20 protein-coding genes, 1 other RNA gene and 1 riboswitch are annotated in these 15,060 nt (G+C 72.5%); of the genes, 9 read left to right on the forward strand and 12 right to left on the reverse strand.

Annotated elements, in window-relative coordinates; translation table 11 throughout:
- Positions 1–2 precede the first annotated feature (2 nt).
- Together AC2YHB_RS09725 and cobT are read right to left on the reverse strand one after the other, a co-directional pair.
- Positions 3–776: an adenosylcobinamide-GDP ribazoletransferase gene (locus AC2YHB_RS09725; RefSeq protein ID WP_308645437.1), complete on the reverse strand. Its 774-nt coding sequence runs from the start codon at positions 774–776 to the stop codon at positions 3–5.
- 8 nt (positions 777–784) lie between these two features.
- Complete coding sequence (cobT, locus tag AC2YHB_RS09730) at positions 785–1,819, reverse strand: nicotinate-nucleotide--dimethylbenzimidazole phosphoribosyltransferase (protein WP_036544521.1); 1,035 nt, start codon at positions 1,817–1,819, stop codon at positions 785–787.
- An 88-nt stretch (positions 1,820–1,907) separates the two neighbouring features.
- Here cobT and AC2YHB_RS09735 point away from each other — a divergent pair, with 88 nt between their 5' ends.
- From AC2YHB_RS09735 to AC2YHB_RS09745, 3 genes are read left to right on the forward strand one after another with little or no spacing between them, the layout of a single operon-like run.
- A complete protein-coding gene (locus AC2YHB_RS09735; RefSeq protein WP_179647400.1) occupies positions 1,908–3,449 on the forward strand; it encodes an ABC transporter substrate-binding protein/permease in 1,542 nt (513 codons plus the stop codon).
- Entirely contained in the window at positions 3,446–4,225 is a 780-nt protein-coding gene (locus AC2YHB_RS09740; RefSeq protein WP_179647399.1) for an amino acid ABC transporter ATP-binding protein, read from the forward strand. Before AC2YHB_RS09735 ends, AC2YHB_RS09740 begins: the two co-directional genes overlap by 4 nt.
- Before the next feature lie 16 nt (positions 4,226–4,241).
- Positions 4,242–4,760: a 2'-5' RNA ligase family protein gene (locus tag AC2YHB_RS09745; RefSeq protein WP_179647398.1), complete on the forward strand. Its 519-nt coding sequence runs from the start codon at positions 4,242–4,244 to the stop codon at positions 4,758–4,760.
- Here AC2YHB_RS09745 and AC2YHB_RS09750 read toward each other — a convergent pair.
- Together AC2YHB_RS09750 and AC2YHB_RS09755 are read right to left on the reverse strand one after the other, a co-directional pair.
- Positions 4,754–5,068 carry a DMT family transporter gene (locus AC2YHB_RS09750; RefSeq protein ID WP_179647397.1) on the reverse strand — a complete coding sequence of 105 codons (315 nt, stop codon included), beginning with the start codon at positions 5,066–5,068 and terminating at the stop codon, positions 4,754–4,756. The two genes, AC2YHB_RS09745 and AC2YHB_RS09750, sit on opposite strands and share 7 nt — an antisense overlap.
- 13 nt (positions 5,069–5,081) lie before the next feature.
- Positions 5,082–5,146: riboswitch (guanidine-III (ykkC-III) riboswitch) on the reverse strand.
- A gap of 35 nt (positions 5,147–5,181) precedes the next feature.
- On the reverse strand, positions 5,182–5,985 hold the full coding sequence (locus tag AC2YHB_RS09755; RefSeq protein ID WP_051932139.1) for a DEAD/DEAH box helicase family protein: 804 nt from the start codon (positions 5,983–5,985) through the stop codon (positions 5,182–5,184).
- Positions 5,986–6,101: 116 nt separating this feature from the next.
- Between AC2YHB_RS09755 and AC2YHB_RS09760 the strand changes: the two genes are divergently transcribed.
- Positions 6,102–6,545, forward strand: coding sequence for an MmcQ/YjbR family DNA-binding protein (locus AC2YHB_RS09760; RefSeq protein ID WP_179647396.1), 444 nt, complete (start codon positions 6,102–6,104; stop codon positions 6,543–6,545).
- Here the strand turns inward: AC2YHB_RS09760 and AC2YHB_RS09765 are convergent.
- Complete coding sequence (locus AC2YHB_RS09765) at positions 6,521–7,591, reverse strand: class I SAM-dependent methyltransferase (RefSeq protein WP_179647395.1); 1,071 nt, start codon at positions 7,589–7,591, stop codon at positions 6,521–6,523. The two genes, AC2YHB_RS09760 and AC2YHB_RS09765, sit on opposite strands and share 25 nt — an antisense overlap.
- Entirely contained in the window at positions 7,588–7,812 is a 225-nt protein-coding gene (locus AC2YHB_RS09770; protein ID WP_179647394.1) for a hypothetical protein, read from the reverse strand. Before AC2YHB_RS09770 ends, AC2YHB_RS09765 begins: the two co-directional genes overlap by 4 nt.
- A gap of 21 nt (positions 7,813–7,833) precedes the next feature.
- On the opposite strand from AC2YHB_RS09770, the gene AC2YHB_RS09775 reads away from it, so the two are divergent.
- Both AC2YHB_RS09775 and arr read left to right on the forward strand, forming a co-directional pair.
- Entirely contained in the window at positions 7,834–8,367 is a 534-nt protein-coding gene (locus tag AC2YHB_RS09775) for a glycine cleavage system transcriptional repressor (protein ID WP_179647393.1), read from the forward strand.
- Positions 8,368–8,571: 204 nt separating this feature from the next.
- Complete coding sequence (gene arr / locus AC2YHB_RS09780; protein ID WP_179647392.1) at positions 8,572–8,982, forward strand: NAD(+)--rifampin ADP-ribosyltransferase; 411 nt, start codon at positions 8,572–8,574, stop codon at positions 8,980–8,982.
- 10 nt (positions 8,983–8,992) lie between these two features.
- On the opposite strand, the gene AC2YHB_RS09785 is transcribed toward arr, so the two are convergent.
- The 3 genes from AC2YHB_RS09785 to rnpB all read right to left on the reverse strand — a co-directional run bounded on the left by AC2YHB_RS09785 (position 8,993) and on the right by rnpB (position 10,570).
- Entirely contained in the window at positions 8,993–9,601 is a 609-nt protein-coding gene (locus AC2YHB_RS09785) for a hypothetical protein (RefSeq protein WP_179647391.1), read from the reverse strand.
- Between the two features lie 31 nt (positions 9,602–9,632).
- Positions 9,633–10,094 carry a PRC-barrel domain-containing protein gene (locus AC2YHB_RS09790; protein WP_179647390.1) on the reverse strand — a complete coding sequence of 154 codons (462 nt, stop codon included), beginning with the start codon at positions 10,092–10,094 and terminating at the stop codon, positions 9,633–9,635.
- Positions 10,095–10,197: 103 nt separating this feature from the next.
- An RNA gene (gene rnpB / locus AC2YHB_RS09795) (RNase P RNA component class A) lies at positions 10,198–10,570 on the reverse strand.
- Positions 10,571–10,622: 52 nt separating this feature from the next.
- On the opposite strand from rnpB, the gene AC2YHB_RS09800 reads away from it, so the two are divergent.
- Positions 10,623–11,069 (forward strand): tetratricopeptide repeat protein, encoded by a 447-nt coding sequence (locus tag AC2YHB_RS09800; protein ID WP_487353820.1) that lies wholly within the window; start codon positions 10,623–10,625, stop codon positions 11,067–11,069.
- 90 nt (positions 11,070–11,159) lie between these two features.
- On the opposite strand, the gene AC2YHB_RS09805 is transcribed toward AC2YHB_RS09800, so the two are convergent.
- From AC2YHB_RS09805 to AC2YHB_RS09815, 3 genes are read right to left on the reverse strand one after another with little or no spacing between them, the layout of a single operon-like run.
- Positions 11,160–12,002: a transglutaminase family protein gene (locus tag AC2YHB_RS09805; protein ID WP_179651865.1), complete on the reverse strand. Its 843-nt coding sequence runs from the start codon at positions 12,000–12,002 to the stop codon at positions 11,160–11,162.
- Positions 12,003–12,004: 2 nt separating this feature from the next.
- Entirely contained in the window at positions 12,005–12,958 is a 954-nt protein-coding gene (locus tag AC2YHB_RS09810) for an alpha-E domain-containing protein (RefSeq protein WP_036544580.1), read from the reverse strand.
- Entirely contained in the window at positions 12,958–14,463 is a 1,506-nt protein-coding gene (locus tag AC2YHB_RS09815; protein ID WP_036544582.1) for a circularly permuted type 2 ATP-grasp protein, read from the reverse strand. The genes AC2YHB_RS09810 and AC2YHB_RS09815 overlap by 1 nt, the downstream gene beginning before the upstream one ends.
- A 79-nt stretch (positions 14,464–14,542) precedes the next feature.
- Between AC2YHB_RS09815 and AC2YHB_RS09820 the strand changes: the two genes are divergently transcribed.
- Both AC2YHB_RS09820 and AC2YHB_RS09825 read left to right on the forward strand, forming a co-directional pair.
- A complete protein-coding gene (locus tag AC2YHB_RS09820) occupies positions 14,543–14,746 on the forward strand; it encodes a hypothetical protein (RefSeq protein WP_036544584.1) in 204 nt (67 codons plus the stop codon).
- A gap of 4 nt (positions 14,747–14,750) precedes the next feature.
- Positions 14,751–15,059 (forward strand): hypothetical protein, encoded by a 309-nt coding sequence (locus AC2YHB_RS09825; protein WP_051932144.1) that lies wholly within the window; start codon positions 14,751–14,753, stop codon positions 15,057–15,059.
- The last annotated feature ends 1 nt before the right edge of the window (position 15,060 follow it).

The raw sequence follows: 15,060 nt of genomic DNA on the forward strand, positions 1-15,060 counted from the left end.
GGTCAGGCGCCGGCGAGCCCGACCAGCAGCACCGCCAGCGCCACCTCGATCGAGGCGCCGAACACGTCGCCGGTGACGCCGCCGAAGCGCCGGACACAGTGCCGCGTGAGCAGCGCGACCACGAGGCCGGCGACCACGACGGTCACGGGTCCGCGCACCGGGTCGACCAGGGCAGCGAGCGCGGCGATCACGCCCCAGCCCACCAGCGTCACCGCGACCGGGATCCGCCGGGTGAAGGTGACGCCGAGCCCGTCCTCGCGGGCGGGCGGCGCCAGCGTGCTGCAGGTGATCCAGAGCGCTGCCCGCGACGCGCACACCGCTGCGCCGGCGAAGACGACCGGGCGCAGCTCCCCGCCCCGGGGCACGAACCACGCAAGCGCGGCGGCCTGCACGCCGAGCACGAGCACGAGCGCGGCGACACCGGCCGGGCCCGCCGTACCCGACTTCATGACGGCCAGCGACCGCTCCCGGTCGTAGGACGAGGTCAGCCCGTCGGCGACGTCGGAGAGGCCGTCGAGGTGGAGCGCCCGGCTGCCGACCGCGAGGACGGCGAGCGCCACGAAGGCGACCGCGGCGGCGTGCAGCCCGAGGCGCCCGCCGCCCCACAGCACCACGCCGACACCGACGCCCAGCGGCAGAACGGCGAGCGGCGCGACCAGCAGCGCACCGGTGGCGATGCCGGGGGTCACCCGCAGCACGGCCGGGACGCGCAGCGCGGTCAGCATCCCGATCGCGAGCCGCAGGCTGCGTCCCGCGACGGCGGCGTCCACGCTCACCCGGGCTCTCAGGCGGGCGGCATCAGGTCGGCCAGCAGCGCGACGTCGCGCAGCAGGGCGACCGCGGAGCGCACGACCGGGACGGCGGCGACGGCGCCGGAGCCCTCGCCGAGGCGCAGGCCGAGGTCGAGGACCGGCTCGAGGCCGAGCTTCTCCAGCGCCAGCGACTGGGCCGGCTCGGTGGAGCGGTGCCCGGCGGCGAACCACGCGGCAGCGCCGGGCGCGATCCGGTCGGCGGTCAGCGCACAGGCGACGGACATCAGCCCGTCGAGGAGCACGGGTACGCCGCTCTCGGCCGCCTGCAGCAGGTAGCCCACGGTCGCGGCGAGGTCGGCGCTGCCGACGGCCTGCAGGGTCTGGACGGGGTCGGCGAGCCGGTCGCCGGCGCGGTCGAGCGCCTGCTGGACGACGACCTGCTTGTGCTCGAGGGCGGCGTCGTCGACGCCGGTGCCGCGGCCGGTCACCTCGGCGGCGGGCAGGCCGAGGGCGGCGGCCACCATCGCCGACGCCGGGGTCGTGTTGCCGATGCCCATGTCACCGGACAGCAGGAGCTGGGCACCTGCCGCGATCTCCTCGCGGGCGACCGCCCGGCCGGCCTCGATCGCGGCCGCGGTCTCCTCGGCGCTGAGCGCGTCCTCGACGTGGATCGCGCCGCTGCCGCGGCGGACCTTGTGCGCCTGGACGTCGGCGGGGACGCCCTCGAGGTCGTCGTCGACGCCGATGTCGAGCACCCGGACGTTGACGCCGTGGGCGCCGGCCAGCGCGGAGACGCCTGCCTTGCCGAGCACGAAGGTGCGCACCATCGCCGGGGTGATCGCCGGGGGATAGGCCGAGACGCCGTGCTGGGCGACCCCGTGGTCGCCGGCGAAGATCACCAGCCGGACGTTGTCGAGGGGCGCCGGCGGGCACTGGCCCTGGGTCGCCGCGACCCAGACGCCGAGCTCACCGAGGCGGCCGAGCGCCCCGGCGGGGGTCGCCAGCCCGGCGAGCCGCTCCGCGGCGGCATTCCGTACGGCGGGATCGGGCGCGACGATGGCGTTCATGGAGCCGCACGCTACCGCGAACGAAAGTGCACCGGATCACTCATATAAGGTGGCTGGTCTTCGTCCGGGCGAGCTGAGGAGACTGCACATGCGACGACGTCGATGGCCGAGGTGGTCGAGCGGGCCGGGATGGCTGCGGTGGGCGGCCGCCGTGGCGGTGCTGCTGGGGGTCGCGGCGACCGCGCTGCCCGCGGGCGCCGCGGCACCGGGCGTCGTACGACAGGATGCCGAGGGGGACGCCCCGCGGGTGGTCCGGGTCGGCACCGAGGGCACCTACCCGCCGTTCTCCTTCCACGAGTCCGGGTCGCCCGACGTCACCGGCTACGACATCGAGGTCATCAAGGCGGTCGCGGAGAAGGCCGGCTGGGAGCTCCGGTTCGTCGAGACCCAGTGGGACGCGATCTTCCCGGCGCTCGACGCCGGGCGCATCGACGTGATCGCCAACCAGGTGTCGTGGAACGAGGAGCGCGCCGCGAGGTACGGCCTCTCCGAGCCCTACACCTACTCCGAGGGCGTGATCGTCACCCGCGCCGACGAGGACGACATCACCACGCTCGCCGACCTCAAGGGCCGTACGACGGCGCAGTCGTCGACCAGCAACTGGGCCCAGGTCGCCCGGGACGCGGGTGCGAAGGTCGAGGCGGTCGAGGGCTTCGCCCAGGCGGCCGCGCTGCTCCGGCAGGGCCGCGTCGACGCCATCCTCAACGACAACATCGCGGCGCTGGACTACCTCGCCAACACCGGCTCCGACGACGTCAAGATCGCCGGCGTCGCCGAGGGCCAGGAGACCGAGCAGGTCCTCGCCTTCCGCCAGGACGACGCCGACCTGCTCGCCGAGGCGAACGCCGCGCTCGAAGCACTGGCCGCCGACGGCACCCTCACCGAGATCTCGGAGAAGTACTTCAAGGCCGACGTCTCCGTCGAGGGCGGCGCCGCCGACGTCGACGTCACGGACGCGCGCAAGCGTTCGTCGAACTGGCAGGTGCTGAAGGACGAGGCCTGGCCGATGCTGAAGGGGGTCGTCCGGATCACCTTGCCGTTGACGGCGATCAGCTTCGCCGTCGGACTGGTCCTCGCCGTCGCCGTCGCGCTGGCCCGGATCTCGCGGAGCAGGATCCTGTCCGGCCTCGCCCGCGGCTTCGTGTCGGTGATCCGAGGGACGCCGCTGCTGCTGCAGCTGTTCATCGTCTTCTTCGGGCTGCCGGAGCTCGGCATCAAGCTGGACTCGTTCGTCGCGGCGGTGCTCGCGTTCGGCCTCAACGTCGCCGGGTACGCCGCCGAGATCGTCCGCTCCGCCATCCTCGCCGTGCCCAAGGGCCAGTTCGAGGCCGCCCAGACCATCGGCCTCGACTACTCCCAGACGCTGCGCCGGATCGTGTTCCCCCAGGCCCTCCGCACCGCCGTACCGCCACTGTCGAACACGCTGCTGTCGTTGCTCAAGGACACCTCGCTGGTGTCGGTGCTGCTGCTCACCGATGTCACCCGGGTGGCGCAGGTCGCGGCCGGCCGGACCAACGAGTTCCTGCTGCTCTACGCGTTCGCCGGGCTCTACTACTGGATCATCTGCACCCTCCTCTCGTCGGCGCAGGGGCGCCTCGAGACCCGACTCGACAGGTACGTGGCGAAATGACCGAGACCACTGCTGCTGACGAGATCCGCGTCCGCGGACTGACGAAGTCCTTCGGCGACCACCCGGTGCTGCGGGGCATCGACCTGACCGCAGCCCGCGGCACCTCGACGGTCCTGCTCGGCCCGTCCGGGTCCGGCAAGACCACCCTGCTGCGCTCGCTCAACGTCCTCGAGCGGCCCGACGCGGGTGTGGTCGGCATCGGCGACGTGGAGGTCGACTTCGCGAGCCTGCCGGAGGGCAAGGCGGGGCAGCGCGAGATCGCCCGGCTCCGCGCGCAGTCCGGCTTCGTCTTCCAGTCCCACAACCTCTTCCCGCACAAGAGCGTGCTGGACAACGTGATCGAGGGGCCGGTCGTCGCGCAGAAGCGGCCGAAGGACGAGGCGGTCGCCGACGCGCGCGTGCTGCTGGAGCAGGTCGGGCTCGCGGACCGCGCGGACGCCTACCCGTTCCAGCTCTCGGGCGGCCAGCAGCAACGGGTCGGCATCGCCCGCGCGCTCGCCCTGCGTCCGGAGGTCGTGCTCTTCGACGAGCCGACCTCCGCGCTCGATCCCGAGCTGGTGGGGGAGGTGCTCGCGGTCATCCGCGACCTGGCCGAGCAGGGCTGGACGATGGTGGTCGTCACCCACGAGATCCACTTCGCCCGCAAGGTCGCCGACCAGGTGCTCTTCCTTGACGGCGGCCGGATCGTGGAGGCCGGCCCGCCCGAGCAGGTGCTGGAGGCGCCGCGCACCGAGCGGGCCCGGCAGTTCCTGCGGCGGATCCTCGACCCGGGCTGACCGGTACGGTCCTGCGGTGGCCCACACCGTCCTCGTCGTCCCCGTCCCCGCGCTGGAGGACCACGTGCGCGGACGCTGGGCGCACTACGAGCCGGAGTGGGTCTCGCAGGACCCCGCGTTCACCCACGCGCACATCACCGCGCTGGCGCCCTTCCTGCCGGAGCCGTCGTCCGACGACCTGGCGGCGGTCGCCCGGATCGCCCGTACGACGCCGGCATTCTCCTACACGCTCGCCGACGTCGCCGCGTTCCCCGACGGCATCATCCACCTGGTGCCGTCGCCGCCCGGCCCGTTCGCCGCGCTGACGGCTGCGCTGTGGGAGCGGTTCCCGCAGTGCCCGCCCTACGCGGGGGAGTTCGCGGACGTCGTACCTCATCTCACGCTGGACCAGTCGTCGGCCGACGTGTCCCTCGAGTCGGTCCGGACGACCCTCGCCCACCGGCTGCCCGTGCGGACGGTCGCGGACCGGCTCGAGCTGCACCGGTACGCCGAGGGGGACTGCCGGGTGCTCGCCTCGTGGCGGCTTGGTCAGTGAGCGAGCTTGAGGCCGACCACGCAGCCCACCAGGCCGAGGATCAGCAGGACCCGCACGAGGCTGACCGACTCCTCGCCCGAGGCCATCGCGATCACCACGGTGAGCGCCGCGCCGATCCCGACCCACACGGCGTACGCCGTACCGACCGGCAGGGTGCGCATGGCGTAGCCGAGCCCGCCCATGCTCGCCACGAGTGCCACCAGGAACACGATCGACGGCGCCAGCCGTGAGAACCCCTCGCTGCGGGAGAGCGCCGTCGCCCAGACCGCCTCGAGCCCTCCGGAGACCACCAGCACCAACCACGCCATGACTGCCACGTCCTTCGTGGCCGTCTTGTCGCGCTCCGGGTACGGCTCCCTCGTCCGGCGGCCGGTCCCGGCCGTGCCTCCAGTCTAGGTCGCGCCGGGCTCGGGCCCCGAACTCAGACGTGGCCGCTGAGCTGCGCCAGGCGGGTCGCGAGGGCGTCCACCATGGCGGCCGCCTGCTTCGGCGGCAGCGTCGAGCCACGCTCGCCACCCTGGCTGGACACCGGGAGCACGTCGATCGACAGCCGCGCGCCGCCGGCCAGGGCCCGCAGCTCGTCGACCTTGTCGCCGAAGGGCGTGCCGCTGCCGGGGGAGTAGTAGCGGACGACCTCGTCGATGTCGTCGGCGAACAGGTCGGCCTTGGTCACCGCGATCACCAGCCAGACCGGCTTGTCGCGGCGCACGGCCATCGACGCGATCCGGTGCGCCGTGATCGTCCAGTCCTCCAGCTCGGCGGCGAGCTGCTCCTCACGGGTGGCGCTCGCCGCACCGGTCGTGCCGGCCGTACGACGGGGCGTCGCGTGGCCGTTGGCGACCACGTGGATCACGCCGTCGACGGGCTCGTCGTGGAACACCTCGTCCAGTGCGCCGAGCCGGGTCGCGGCGTTGTCGCCCGGGACGACGAGGAAGCGGAAGCCGTGCAGCCGGCGCGAGCGGCGGGTACGCCGCTCCATCACCGCCGAGCCGACCTCGGCCGCGCCCCCGTTGGTGCTGCGCCGGGAGAGCCGGTCGGCGAGCTGGGTCTTGCCCACGCCCGTCATGCCGGTGACGGCGACGGTGGGGAAGCGGCGCCGGAACAGGCCCCGCACGCGCTCCGGCGCGGCAGCCAGGCCACCGAGCACGCCGGTGGCGACGGTCGCCCCGACGGCGGCGCGGCTCGAGCGGGGCAGGATCGTGCGGTAGCGGGCGGTTCGGGACACGACGCCTCCTGGGGCCGTCGGTGACGGGTCGCCCCGAGCCTACGTTCCGGCACTAGATGAGGAAGTCCAAGCTCTCGCACGCTGAGCCCTTGGACTTGCTCATCTAGCCTGAGGTGATGGCGAGGAGGCGCAGCCGCCGGGCGACGGTCGACGACGTGCACGACCTGGCGCTCGCGATGCCGCACGTGCGCATCGTCGAGGGCACGAAGGGACGGCCCGTCTACCAGGTGGGCGGCAAGTCGTTCGTGTTCTTCCGCAACCCCCGCCCCGACGCCGTCGACCCGCAGACGGGGGAGCGGTACGACGACGTGATCGTCCTCTGGGTCGCCGACGAGGGCGACAAGCTCGCGCTCGTCCAGGACGACACGACCCCGTTCTTCACCACGCCCCACTTCGACGGCCACCCGTCGGTGCTGCTGCGGGCGAGCCGGGTCGGCGAGCTCGGGTACGACGAGCTCGCCGAGGTCGTCCAGGACGCGTGGCTCGCGCAGGCCTCGCCGACCCGGCGGGCGAAGTGGCTCGCGGAGCAGACGGGTCAGGCCGGCTTGCGGGCGACGTAGAAGTAGTTGAACGGGTCGGTGCGGACCTCGTTGACCTCGACGTCGGTGAGTCCCGCCTCCTCGAGCATCCGGACCGCCGTCTGCCGGCCCCACACCGTGCCGAGGCCGGCGCCGCCACCGGCGAGGGAGACGGTCATGCAGTGCATGAGGCTGAGCGTGTAGAGGTAGGTCGCCCACGGCAGGCCTAGGTTGTTCTCCACCCCGGACTCCGCCTTGATGTCGACCATCAGGAACGTCCCGCCGGGCCGCAGCGACGTCGAGATGCCCGCGAGCACGCGGTCCGGGAAGGCCTGGTCGTGGATCGCGTCGAAGGCCGTCACGACGTCGTACGCCGCCTCCTCGCCCAGCGTCGCGACGTCACGCACGTCGAAGCTCGCGTTGGTGAGTCCCCAGTCGGCGGCCTCGGCACGGGCGGCCGCGATCGCCTCCTCGCCGAGGTCGAAGCCGACGAACCGGCTGGCCGGGTAGGCGCGGGCCAGGAGGTTGACCGCGTGCCCGGACCCGCAGCCGATGTCGGCCAGCGCCGCGCCCTCGGTCAGCCGCTCGTGCAGGCCCGGCACGACCGGTACGACGATGTCGAGCAGGCCGGCGTCGTGGGTCGCCGCTGCCTCCTCGGCCATCAGCGCGTGGAAGCGCGGGTAGTGCTCGTAGCCGAGCCCGCCGCCGTGGCGGAACCGCTCCCGCAGGTCTGGCTCGACGCCGGCCAGCATGGTGAGCATCTTCAGGCTGCGGGCGAGGTTGACCGGACCGTCGGCGGGGGTCAGGCAGGCCGCGCGCTCGGCCGGCAGCGAGTAGAGGCCGGCCTCGGCGTCGTACACGGCGACGTCACCGGCGACGATCCCGTCCAGCCACTCGCGCAGGTACCGCTCGTCGACCCCGGCCGCCTCCGCCAGCGTGGCCGTGTCGGCGGGCCCGGTGCGGGCGAGGACCTCGAGCAGGCCGAGCTCGTCGCCGATGCCGAGGAGCAGCCCGAGCGAGGCGTCGTTCATGACGCCGACCATGCGTCGCTGGAAGGCCTTGGCCGCGTCGCGGTCGAAGTCCGTCATGGCCGGGGCCGCACGCAGACCCAGCCGAGCGCCACCCCGAAGCCGGCGAGGATCGGCCCCAGCACGCTCAAACCCTTGGACTCCTCGTCGCCGATGACGCCCCACGAGACCAGCGTCAGGTAACCGCCCGCCACCACGAGGAAGAGTGCGATCGGCAGGCCGATCGCGAAGGCCGGCCACCGCGAGGGGCGGCCGTAGCGGGAGTCGTCCACGGGAGGCATGCGGTCATTTAACCTGCACCCATGGCGACCTTCACCCTCACCTGCATCGGCGACGACCGGGCAGGACTCGTCTCGGACCTCTCGGCACCGATCCACGCCCACGGCGCGAGCTGGAACCGGAGCCAGATGGCGCGACTGGGTGGGAAGTTCGCCGGCATCCTGCTCATCGACGTCCCGGACGCGAAGGCCGACGCGCTGGCTGCCGACCTCGCCGCGCTCAAGGACGCGGGACTGGTCGTGACCGTCGAGCGGACCGACGAGCCGGCCGCCGAGTCGGCTGAGTCGGCCGCGCGCTGGAACTTGGAGCTGCTCGGTGCCGACCGGCCCGGCATCGTGGCGGAGCTCTCCGCGGCGCTCGCCCGCGAGCACGTCAGCATCGAGGAGCTCGCCACTGATGTCCGCGAGGCCCCGATGGCGGGCGGCCTGCTGTTCGAGGCGAGGGCCGTCCTCGTCGCGCCGCCGGCCGCGAGCGTCGAGGCGGTGCGGGCCGTGCTGGAGGCGATCGCCGACGAGCTGATGGTGGAGATCAACCTGTCCGACGTGCCGGCGGCCTAGGCGTTTCCCGATTGCCCGGGCCCTCGTGCCCGGCCTAGCCTGTCGCTCTCGCCCCACCCCTGGGGCGGACGGGCTACGGCAGGTTCCGATCCTGTGTGGCGACCGTGATCCGTAAACAGTGGTCCGACCACATCGGCAGGGGTTGCCCGGTGGGCCGGCCTCTCGGCCGCCCGCCGGTGCCCGCCGCCCACCTAGGGTGGGTGCGTGACTGACGTGCTGGACGACGGGCCGTTCTTCCACGGCACCAAGGCGGACCTCCGGACGGGCGACCTGCTCACGGCAGGCTTCCGGTCGAACTACCGGCCCGAGGTGGTGATGAACCACATCTACTTCACCGCGCTGGTCGACGGCGCCGGTCTGGCCGCGGAGCTCGCCGCCGGCGACGGCGAGCCGCGCGTGTACGTCGTCGAGCCGACGGGGGAGTTCGAGAACGACCCCAACGTCACGGACAGGAAGTTCCCCGGCAACCCGACCCGGTCCTACCGCAGCCGGGAGCCGATCAAGGTCGTCGGCGAGGTCACCGACTGGACCCGGCTGACGCCGGAGGCGCTGCAGGGGTGGCGGGACCGGCTCGCCGAACTCGCGGCCGACGAGCGCGGCGAGATCATCAACTGAGCGAACGACCTCAGTGGTAGGTCGCCCGGTCGACCTTCGCGTGGTAGCGCTGGCCCGTCTTCCCTCCCGCGACGGCGGCGAGCAGGGTGCCGAGGAGCAGCAGCAGGGCCGTCACGATGCCTCCCGCGGTGGCGGTATCCGTCGGCACCGGGATCCGTGGGAGGTCGACACGGTCGAGGATGTTGTACTGCGCGCCCAGGGCCGCACCCGCGATCACCGCGAGCACGGTGACGACGAGGCCGATGACCCACGTGGCGACGCCCTGGCGGCCGCCGTCGAACCGCGACATCCGCCCGGCGACGTACCCACCGGCGAAGTAGGCCAGCGCCATCACGACGACGACGGCGATCGCGGCGGCGAGGCTGACCGTGCCGGCCTCCCGCTGGACCTGGTCCTGGGACAGGTCGTTCGCCGCGCCCACGGCGCCGGCGATCGCGCCCACGATGCTGCTCAGCAGCACCGCGCTGGCGACGGCGACCAGCCAGCCGAAGAAGGCCGCCCCCCAGTTGGCGCCCCCGTACCGGCGATGTGCGGACTCCTCGTCGATGCCTCGCGCTCGTCGCTCCGCGTCCGAGCCGAGGGCTGACGCGCCGCGCGGGATCAGCTGGTGCTGGGCCATGTCTGTCTCCTTGGAAGGTGTCCGGTCTGGCTCACATCGGGGCGGGACCGCCCGCGTCGGGCTGGTGCCGTCGCAGGCGGGTCGGGCCGTTCGTCGGCTCGGTTCCGTCGCCCTCGTCCCGGGCGGCGTGGCGGCCGGCCGTCGGCTGGCCGCCGAGGGACTCCATGACCGTGGCGTCGCTCTGCAGGCCGTAGTGGGCCCACAGGTGCAGCTCCGCCTCGGGGTCCAGGTGCCCGGCGTCCACGTCGACGTGCGGGGCGTCCTTGACCTGGTCCTTCGTGTACGGCACGAGCAGACGGTCGTCCTCCAGCACCGCGTCGCGGACCGGGACGAACGACTCGCGGTGCGCGAAGAGCCCCGTCCGGACCGTCACGAACTCGGGCTGCCGGGTGCTGTCGTCGAGGAAGAGCTGGCCGACCTTGCCCAGCTTCTCGCCGTCACTGCCGTGGGCGGTCGACCCGATGACGTCCTGCCACTGGCTCTCGGTCAGCATCACTGCTCCTGTCTGTCGTCCGGGATGTGACAGGCGTTACCCGAGCCCGAGGACGGCAGACGCCCGGGATGCGGCGCGAGGGCTGGGCGGCAATGGCCGAGAGGGGACGGGCTGGCCTGTAAGCCGGGTTCTGTCCCTCGTTGCCGAGGGGGCGACCATCCATCTAGGGCTGCCGTTGCCGACAGCCTCGAGCGACCTACCCGCACACTCGGGCGAGCCGCCCTCGGACGTGTGCTGTCTGGTCTTGCTCCGGGTGGGGTTTGCCGAGCTGCACCGGTCGCCCGGTGCACTGGTGGGCTCTTGCCCCACCGTTTCACCCTTACCTCCGGCGGACCGGAGGCGGTCTGTTCTCTGTGGCACTGTCCCGCGGGTCACCCCGGGTGGGTGTTACCCACCACCCTGCTCTGTGGAGCCCGGACTTTCCTCGGGACCCGACGCCTCGCGGCGGTGGGTCCCGCGGTCGCCCGACCAGCCCGTCCGCGGCTCACTCTAGGGAACAACCGAGCCCGACGGACAGTTGAAGGCGACATGAACGAGACGACGCAGCCGGACATCCGCATCCAGGCGCCCGCGATCGCCCCGTTTGCATTGGGCAGGCCGGGCGCCACCACCCACCACGCCAGCGCCTACCGCACGGCGCACGACCTGCTCGGCCGGCGCGCGCCCCGCGAGGCCCTCGAGGTCCTCGAGCCCGCGCTCGAGGAGGAGCCCACCAACCGTGGCCTCCGCTCGCTGCGCGCCTGGGCCTACCTGATGCGCGCCCAGCTGCAGAAGGCGCACGACGAGCTGTGCCAGCTGGTCGACGAGGACCCGTCCGACGCGTGGTCGCGCCACGCCCTCGGTCGCTCGCTGGAGCGCCAGTCGAAGTACGACGAGGCGCTGCCGCACCTGCGCCTGGCCGCCGCGATGACCGGCGACCCCGAGCACGAGTACGACGTCCTGCGGGTCGAGCGCCTCGCCGGCAAGGTCGGCTGACGGGTCCAGGGGTCTCGAGACGGTCGCTGCGCGACCTCCTCGACCACCGGAGGCCCACGTCAGACGCGCGACCTCCTCGACCACCGGGGTTCACGCCAGGCGCGTGACCTCGACGCTGACGTCGAGCGCCGCCGTCTGCGCGCCGGTGTAGATCCCGCGCAGCGGCGGCACGTCGGTGTAGTCGCGCCCGTGCCCGATCGCGACGTACCGCTCGCTGGGCGCCGTGGCGGTCGTCGGGTCGAAGGCCTGCCAGCCGTCGTCCCACCACTCCAGCCACGCGAACGGGTTGCCGGTGACCGTCTCCCCGACGACGGGGGACTCGACGGGGTGCACGTAGCCCGACACGTAACGGGCCGGGATCCCGAGGGTGCGCAGGCCGCCGATGGCCAGGTGGACCATGTCCTGGCCGACCCCGGCGCGCTGGTCCCACGCGTCGGCCGCGGTCGACTCCACGTCGGTCACACCGGGCAGGAAGTCGATCTGCGCCGTCACCAGCCGGCACACGGCGCGGGCGGCGTCACCGGGCAGGTCCGCCCCGGCCCCGATGTCCTTGACGAGCTCCTCGAAGTCGGGCGTCGGGGCGACCAGGTCGGAGACCACGAGGAACTCCGTCCACCGGTCGCGCACCTCCCGCTCGCCGTACGACGACCAGGTGGAGCGCGCCTCGGGCTCGGCGCCGACCCGGTTGACCTGCACCGTCGACGTCGCGGTGACGGTCATCGACTCGTGCGGGTCGACGACCTCGAACGCCGTGACCGCGCATCCGAAGTAGTCGGTGTAGGAGTAGGTCCACGGCTTCGGGCTGACGTCGAGGCGGTGGTGCACGACGATCTGCTCGGGCGTGGTCACCGGCGTCATCCGTGCCTGGTTGTACGACGCCATGGCGCCGCCGTCGTAGACGTACTCCGACGTGTGCACGATCCGCAGCTGCATGTTCACGCGCCCACTCCCTTCCACGCGAGGGCCTCCGACCCGGCGAAGTAGCGCCGGGAGATCGCGTCGGTCGCGGCCGCGCACGTGCGTTGCAGTCGTTCCATCTCGTCGGGCAGGTCCTCGACGAGGTCGGTCAGCGAGCGGTACTCCAGCTCGGCCCGCGTCCGCCCGATCAGCCGCTGCGCCTCGTCCTGGAAGCCGGCCCGCCGCGGGTCGCCGGTCAGGTTGACCAGCGCCTGCTCGGCCCGGTCGAGCGCGAAGACCACCGAGCGCGGGAAGAGCCGGTCGAGCAGCAGGAACTCCGCCGCCGCCCGATCCGTCTCGATCCCGCGGTAGGTGCGGAGGAAGGCGTCGTACGCGCCGGACGCGCGCAGCGCCGAGGTCCACTGCCCGGCGCCGCTCGACAACGCGGTCGTCGCGACCAGTCGCGAGGTCATGTCGGCGCGCTCGATGTTGCGGCCGAGCATGATGAACTGCCAGCCCTCGTCGCGGGTCATCGTCGCGTCGGCGGTGCCGTTGATCAGTGCCGCCCGCTCCCGCACCCAGCTGAAGATGTACGGCGGCCGGAGGGCCTCGAAGTGCCCGGACGGGATCGGGCGCCAGGTGGTGTTGATGGCCTCCCACAGCGGGACGGTCAGCGTCTCCCGGGCCCCTCGGGCGGACTCGCGCGCGGAGCCGATGATCGCCGCGATCGAGCTGGGCGACTGGGGGTCGTAGGCGAGCAGCCGCAGCACCTGGTCGATCGTGACCGCGCCGAACATGTCGACCCCGGCCTCGGCGGCGTCGGCGGGCTCGATGCCCATGCACGACAGGAGGTCGCGGCAGGTCTGCGCCTCGTCGATGGTGGCGTCCTCGAGCAGCAACTGGGTCTGCACGTCGAGGATGCGGGCGGTGTCGTCGGCCCGCTCGATGTAGCGGCCGATCCAGAACAGCGACTCGGCGATCCGGCTGAGCATCACTCCACCGCCCCGGACGGCAGGTGGGTCTGCTGTTGCTGCTGTTGCTGTTGCTGCTGCTCCGGTCCCGTCGGTCCGGCCAGCACCCACGTGTCCTTGGTGCCACCGCCGCGGGAGGAGTTCACGATCAGCTCGCCCTTGCCGAGCGCGACGCGGGTGAGCCCGCCGGGCAGCACCCACACGCGGTTGCCGTCGTTGACCGCGAACGGCCGCAGGTCGACGTGGCGCGGCCCGAGCTCGCCGTCGACGAAGGTCGGCACCGTCGAGAGCTGCACGACCGGCTGCGCGATCCAGGACCGCGGGTCCTCGAGGATCTTCGCGCGCAGCTCGTCGAGCTCGGCGCGGTCGGCGCGCGGCCCGATCACGATGCCCTTGCCGCCCGACCCGTCGACCGGCTTCAGCACCAGCTCGTCGAGCCGGTCGAGGACCTCCTCGCGCGCCTCCGACTCGCCACACCGCCAGGTGTCGACGTTGCGGATGACCGGCTCCTCGTCGAGGTAGTAGCGGATCACGTCCGGCATGTAGGTGTAGACGAGCTTGTCGTCGGCGACACCGTTGCCGACCGCGTTCGCGATCGTCACGTTGCCGGCGCGCGCCGCGTCGATCAGGCCCGGGCAGCCCAGCATCGAGTCGGCCCGGAAGTGCACCGGGTCGAGGAACTCGTCGTCGACGCGCCGGTAGATCACGTGGACCGGCGCGAGGCCCTTGGTGGTCCGCATCATCACCTCGCCGCGCCGGCAGACCAGGTCGCGACCCTCGACGAGCTCGACGCCCATTGTCCGGGCCAGCAGCGTGTGCTCGAAGTAGGCGCCGTTGTAGACGCCCGGGGTGAGGACGACGACCGTCGGGTCCGCGACGCCGGCAGGAGCCGCGGCCCGCAGCGCCGCCAGCAGCTTCTGCGGGTAGCCGGCCACCGGCCGGATCCGGTGCTGGGCGATCGTCTCCGGCAGCGCCGAGGAGATCGCCCGGCGGCTGGTCATCACGTAGGAGACCCCCGACGGCACCCGCACGTTGTCCTCGAGCACCCGGAACTCGCCGTTGTTGTCGCGGATCAGGTCGATCCCCGAGACGTGCACCCGCACGCCGTTGGCCGGACGGATGGTCGCGGCCTGCCGGTGGAAGTGGGAGCTGGTGGTGATCACCTGGCGGGGGAGCACCCCGTCCTCGAAGACGTGCCCGGCGTCGTACACGTCGGCGAGGAGCATCTCGAGCGCCTTGACCCGCTGCTGCAGGCCCTTCTCGATGGTCGTCCAGGTGTCCATCTCGATGACGCGCGGGAGGATGTCGAGCGGCATCGCCCGCTCCTCGCCGCCGATGTCGAAGGTGATGCCCTGGTCGAGATAGCTCGCCTGCAGCGCCTCGACGCGACTGATCAGCTCGGGGGTGCTCATCTTGTCGAGCGAGTCGCGCATCCGCAGGTACGGCGGCCGGAGCTCGCCGCCGCCGTCGAACATCTCGTCGTAGGCAGGTCCGGTGGTCCCGTAGCCCTCGAACATCGTGCTCATGACCGGACATTAGCGGCGTCCTGTAACACGCGTGTTGCACCACGCGACGCTCTCGTCGCAGGAGAGTAGGTTTCGGGGCATGGCGAATGAAGGTGAGTACTGGTTCTGCCTCAAGCACCACGCCGTCGAGGGTGTCGAGGGCTGCCCCAACAAGGACCGGCTCGGCCCCTACGCGACCGAGGCCGAGGCGGCCCGGGCCCTGGAGCACGCGGCGGAGAACACCGCGGCCTGGGACAACGACCCGGCCTGGAACGACGACGCCCCCGAGCAGCAGGCCGAGTAGCCCGTTGTTCCGCCGTCGCCGCCGGATCCGCCCGGCGGCCATCGACCCTGCCACCGGGAAGCACATCTCGCCGCTGCCCTTCATCGGGCTGGTGCTGGTCCTCTCGTCGCTGTTCCTCTACGCGTTCTCCGGACTGCTGGCGCCGGTGTGGGCGGTCGTCGTGCTGCTGCTCACCTGGTTCGTCATGTTCGTGCTCTGCTTCGTCTGGTGGACACCCCACCCGCGACGCGTCGTGCTGCTGGGCGTCGTGAGCTGGGCGTGGTGGTTCGTCGCGATCACCGCCGGCGGGGTCCTCCTCGACTGGACGGCCTGAG

The sequence above is a fragment of the Nocardioides sp. SRI_004 genome, assembly GCF_057586415.1.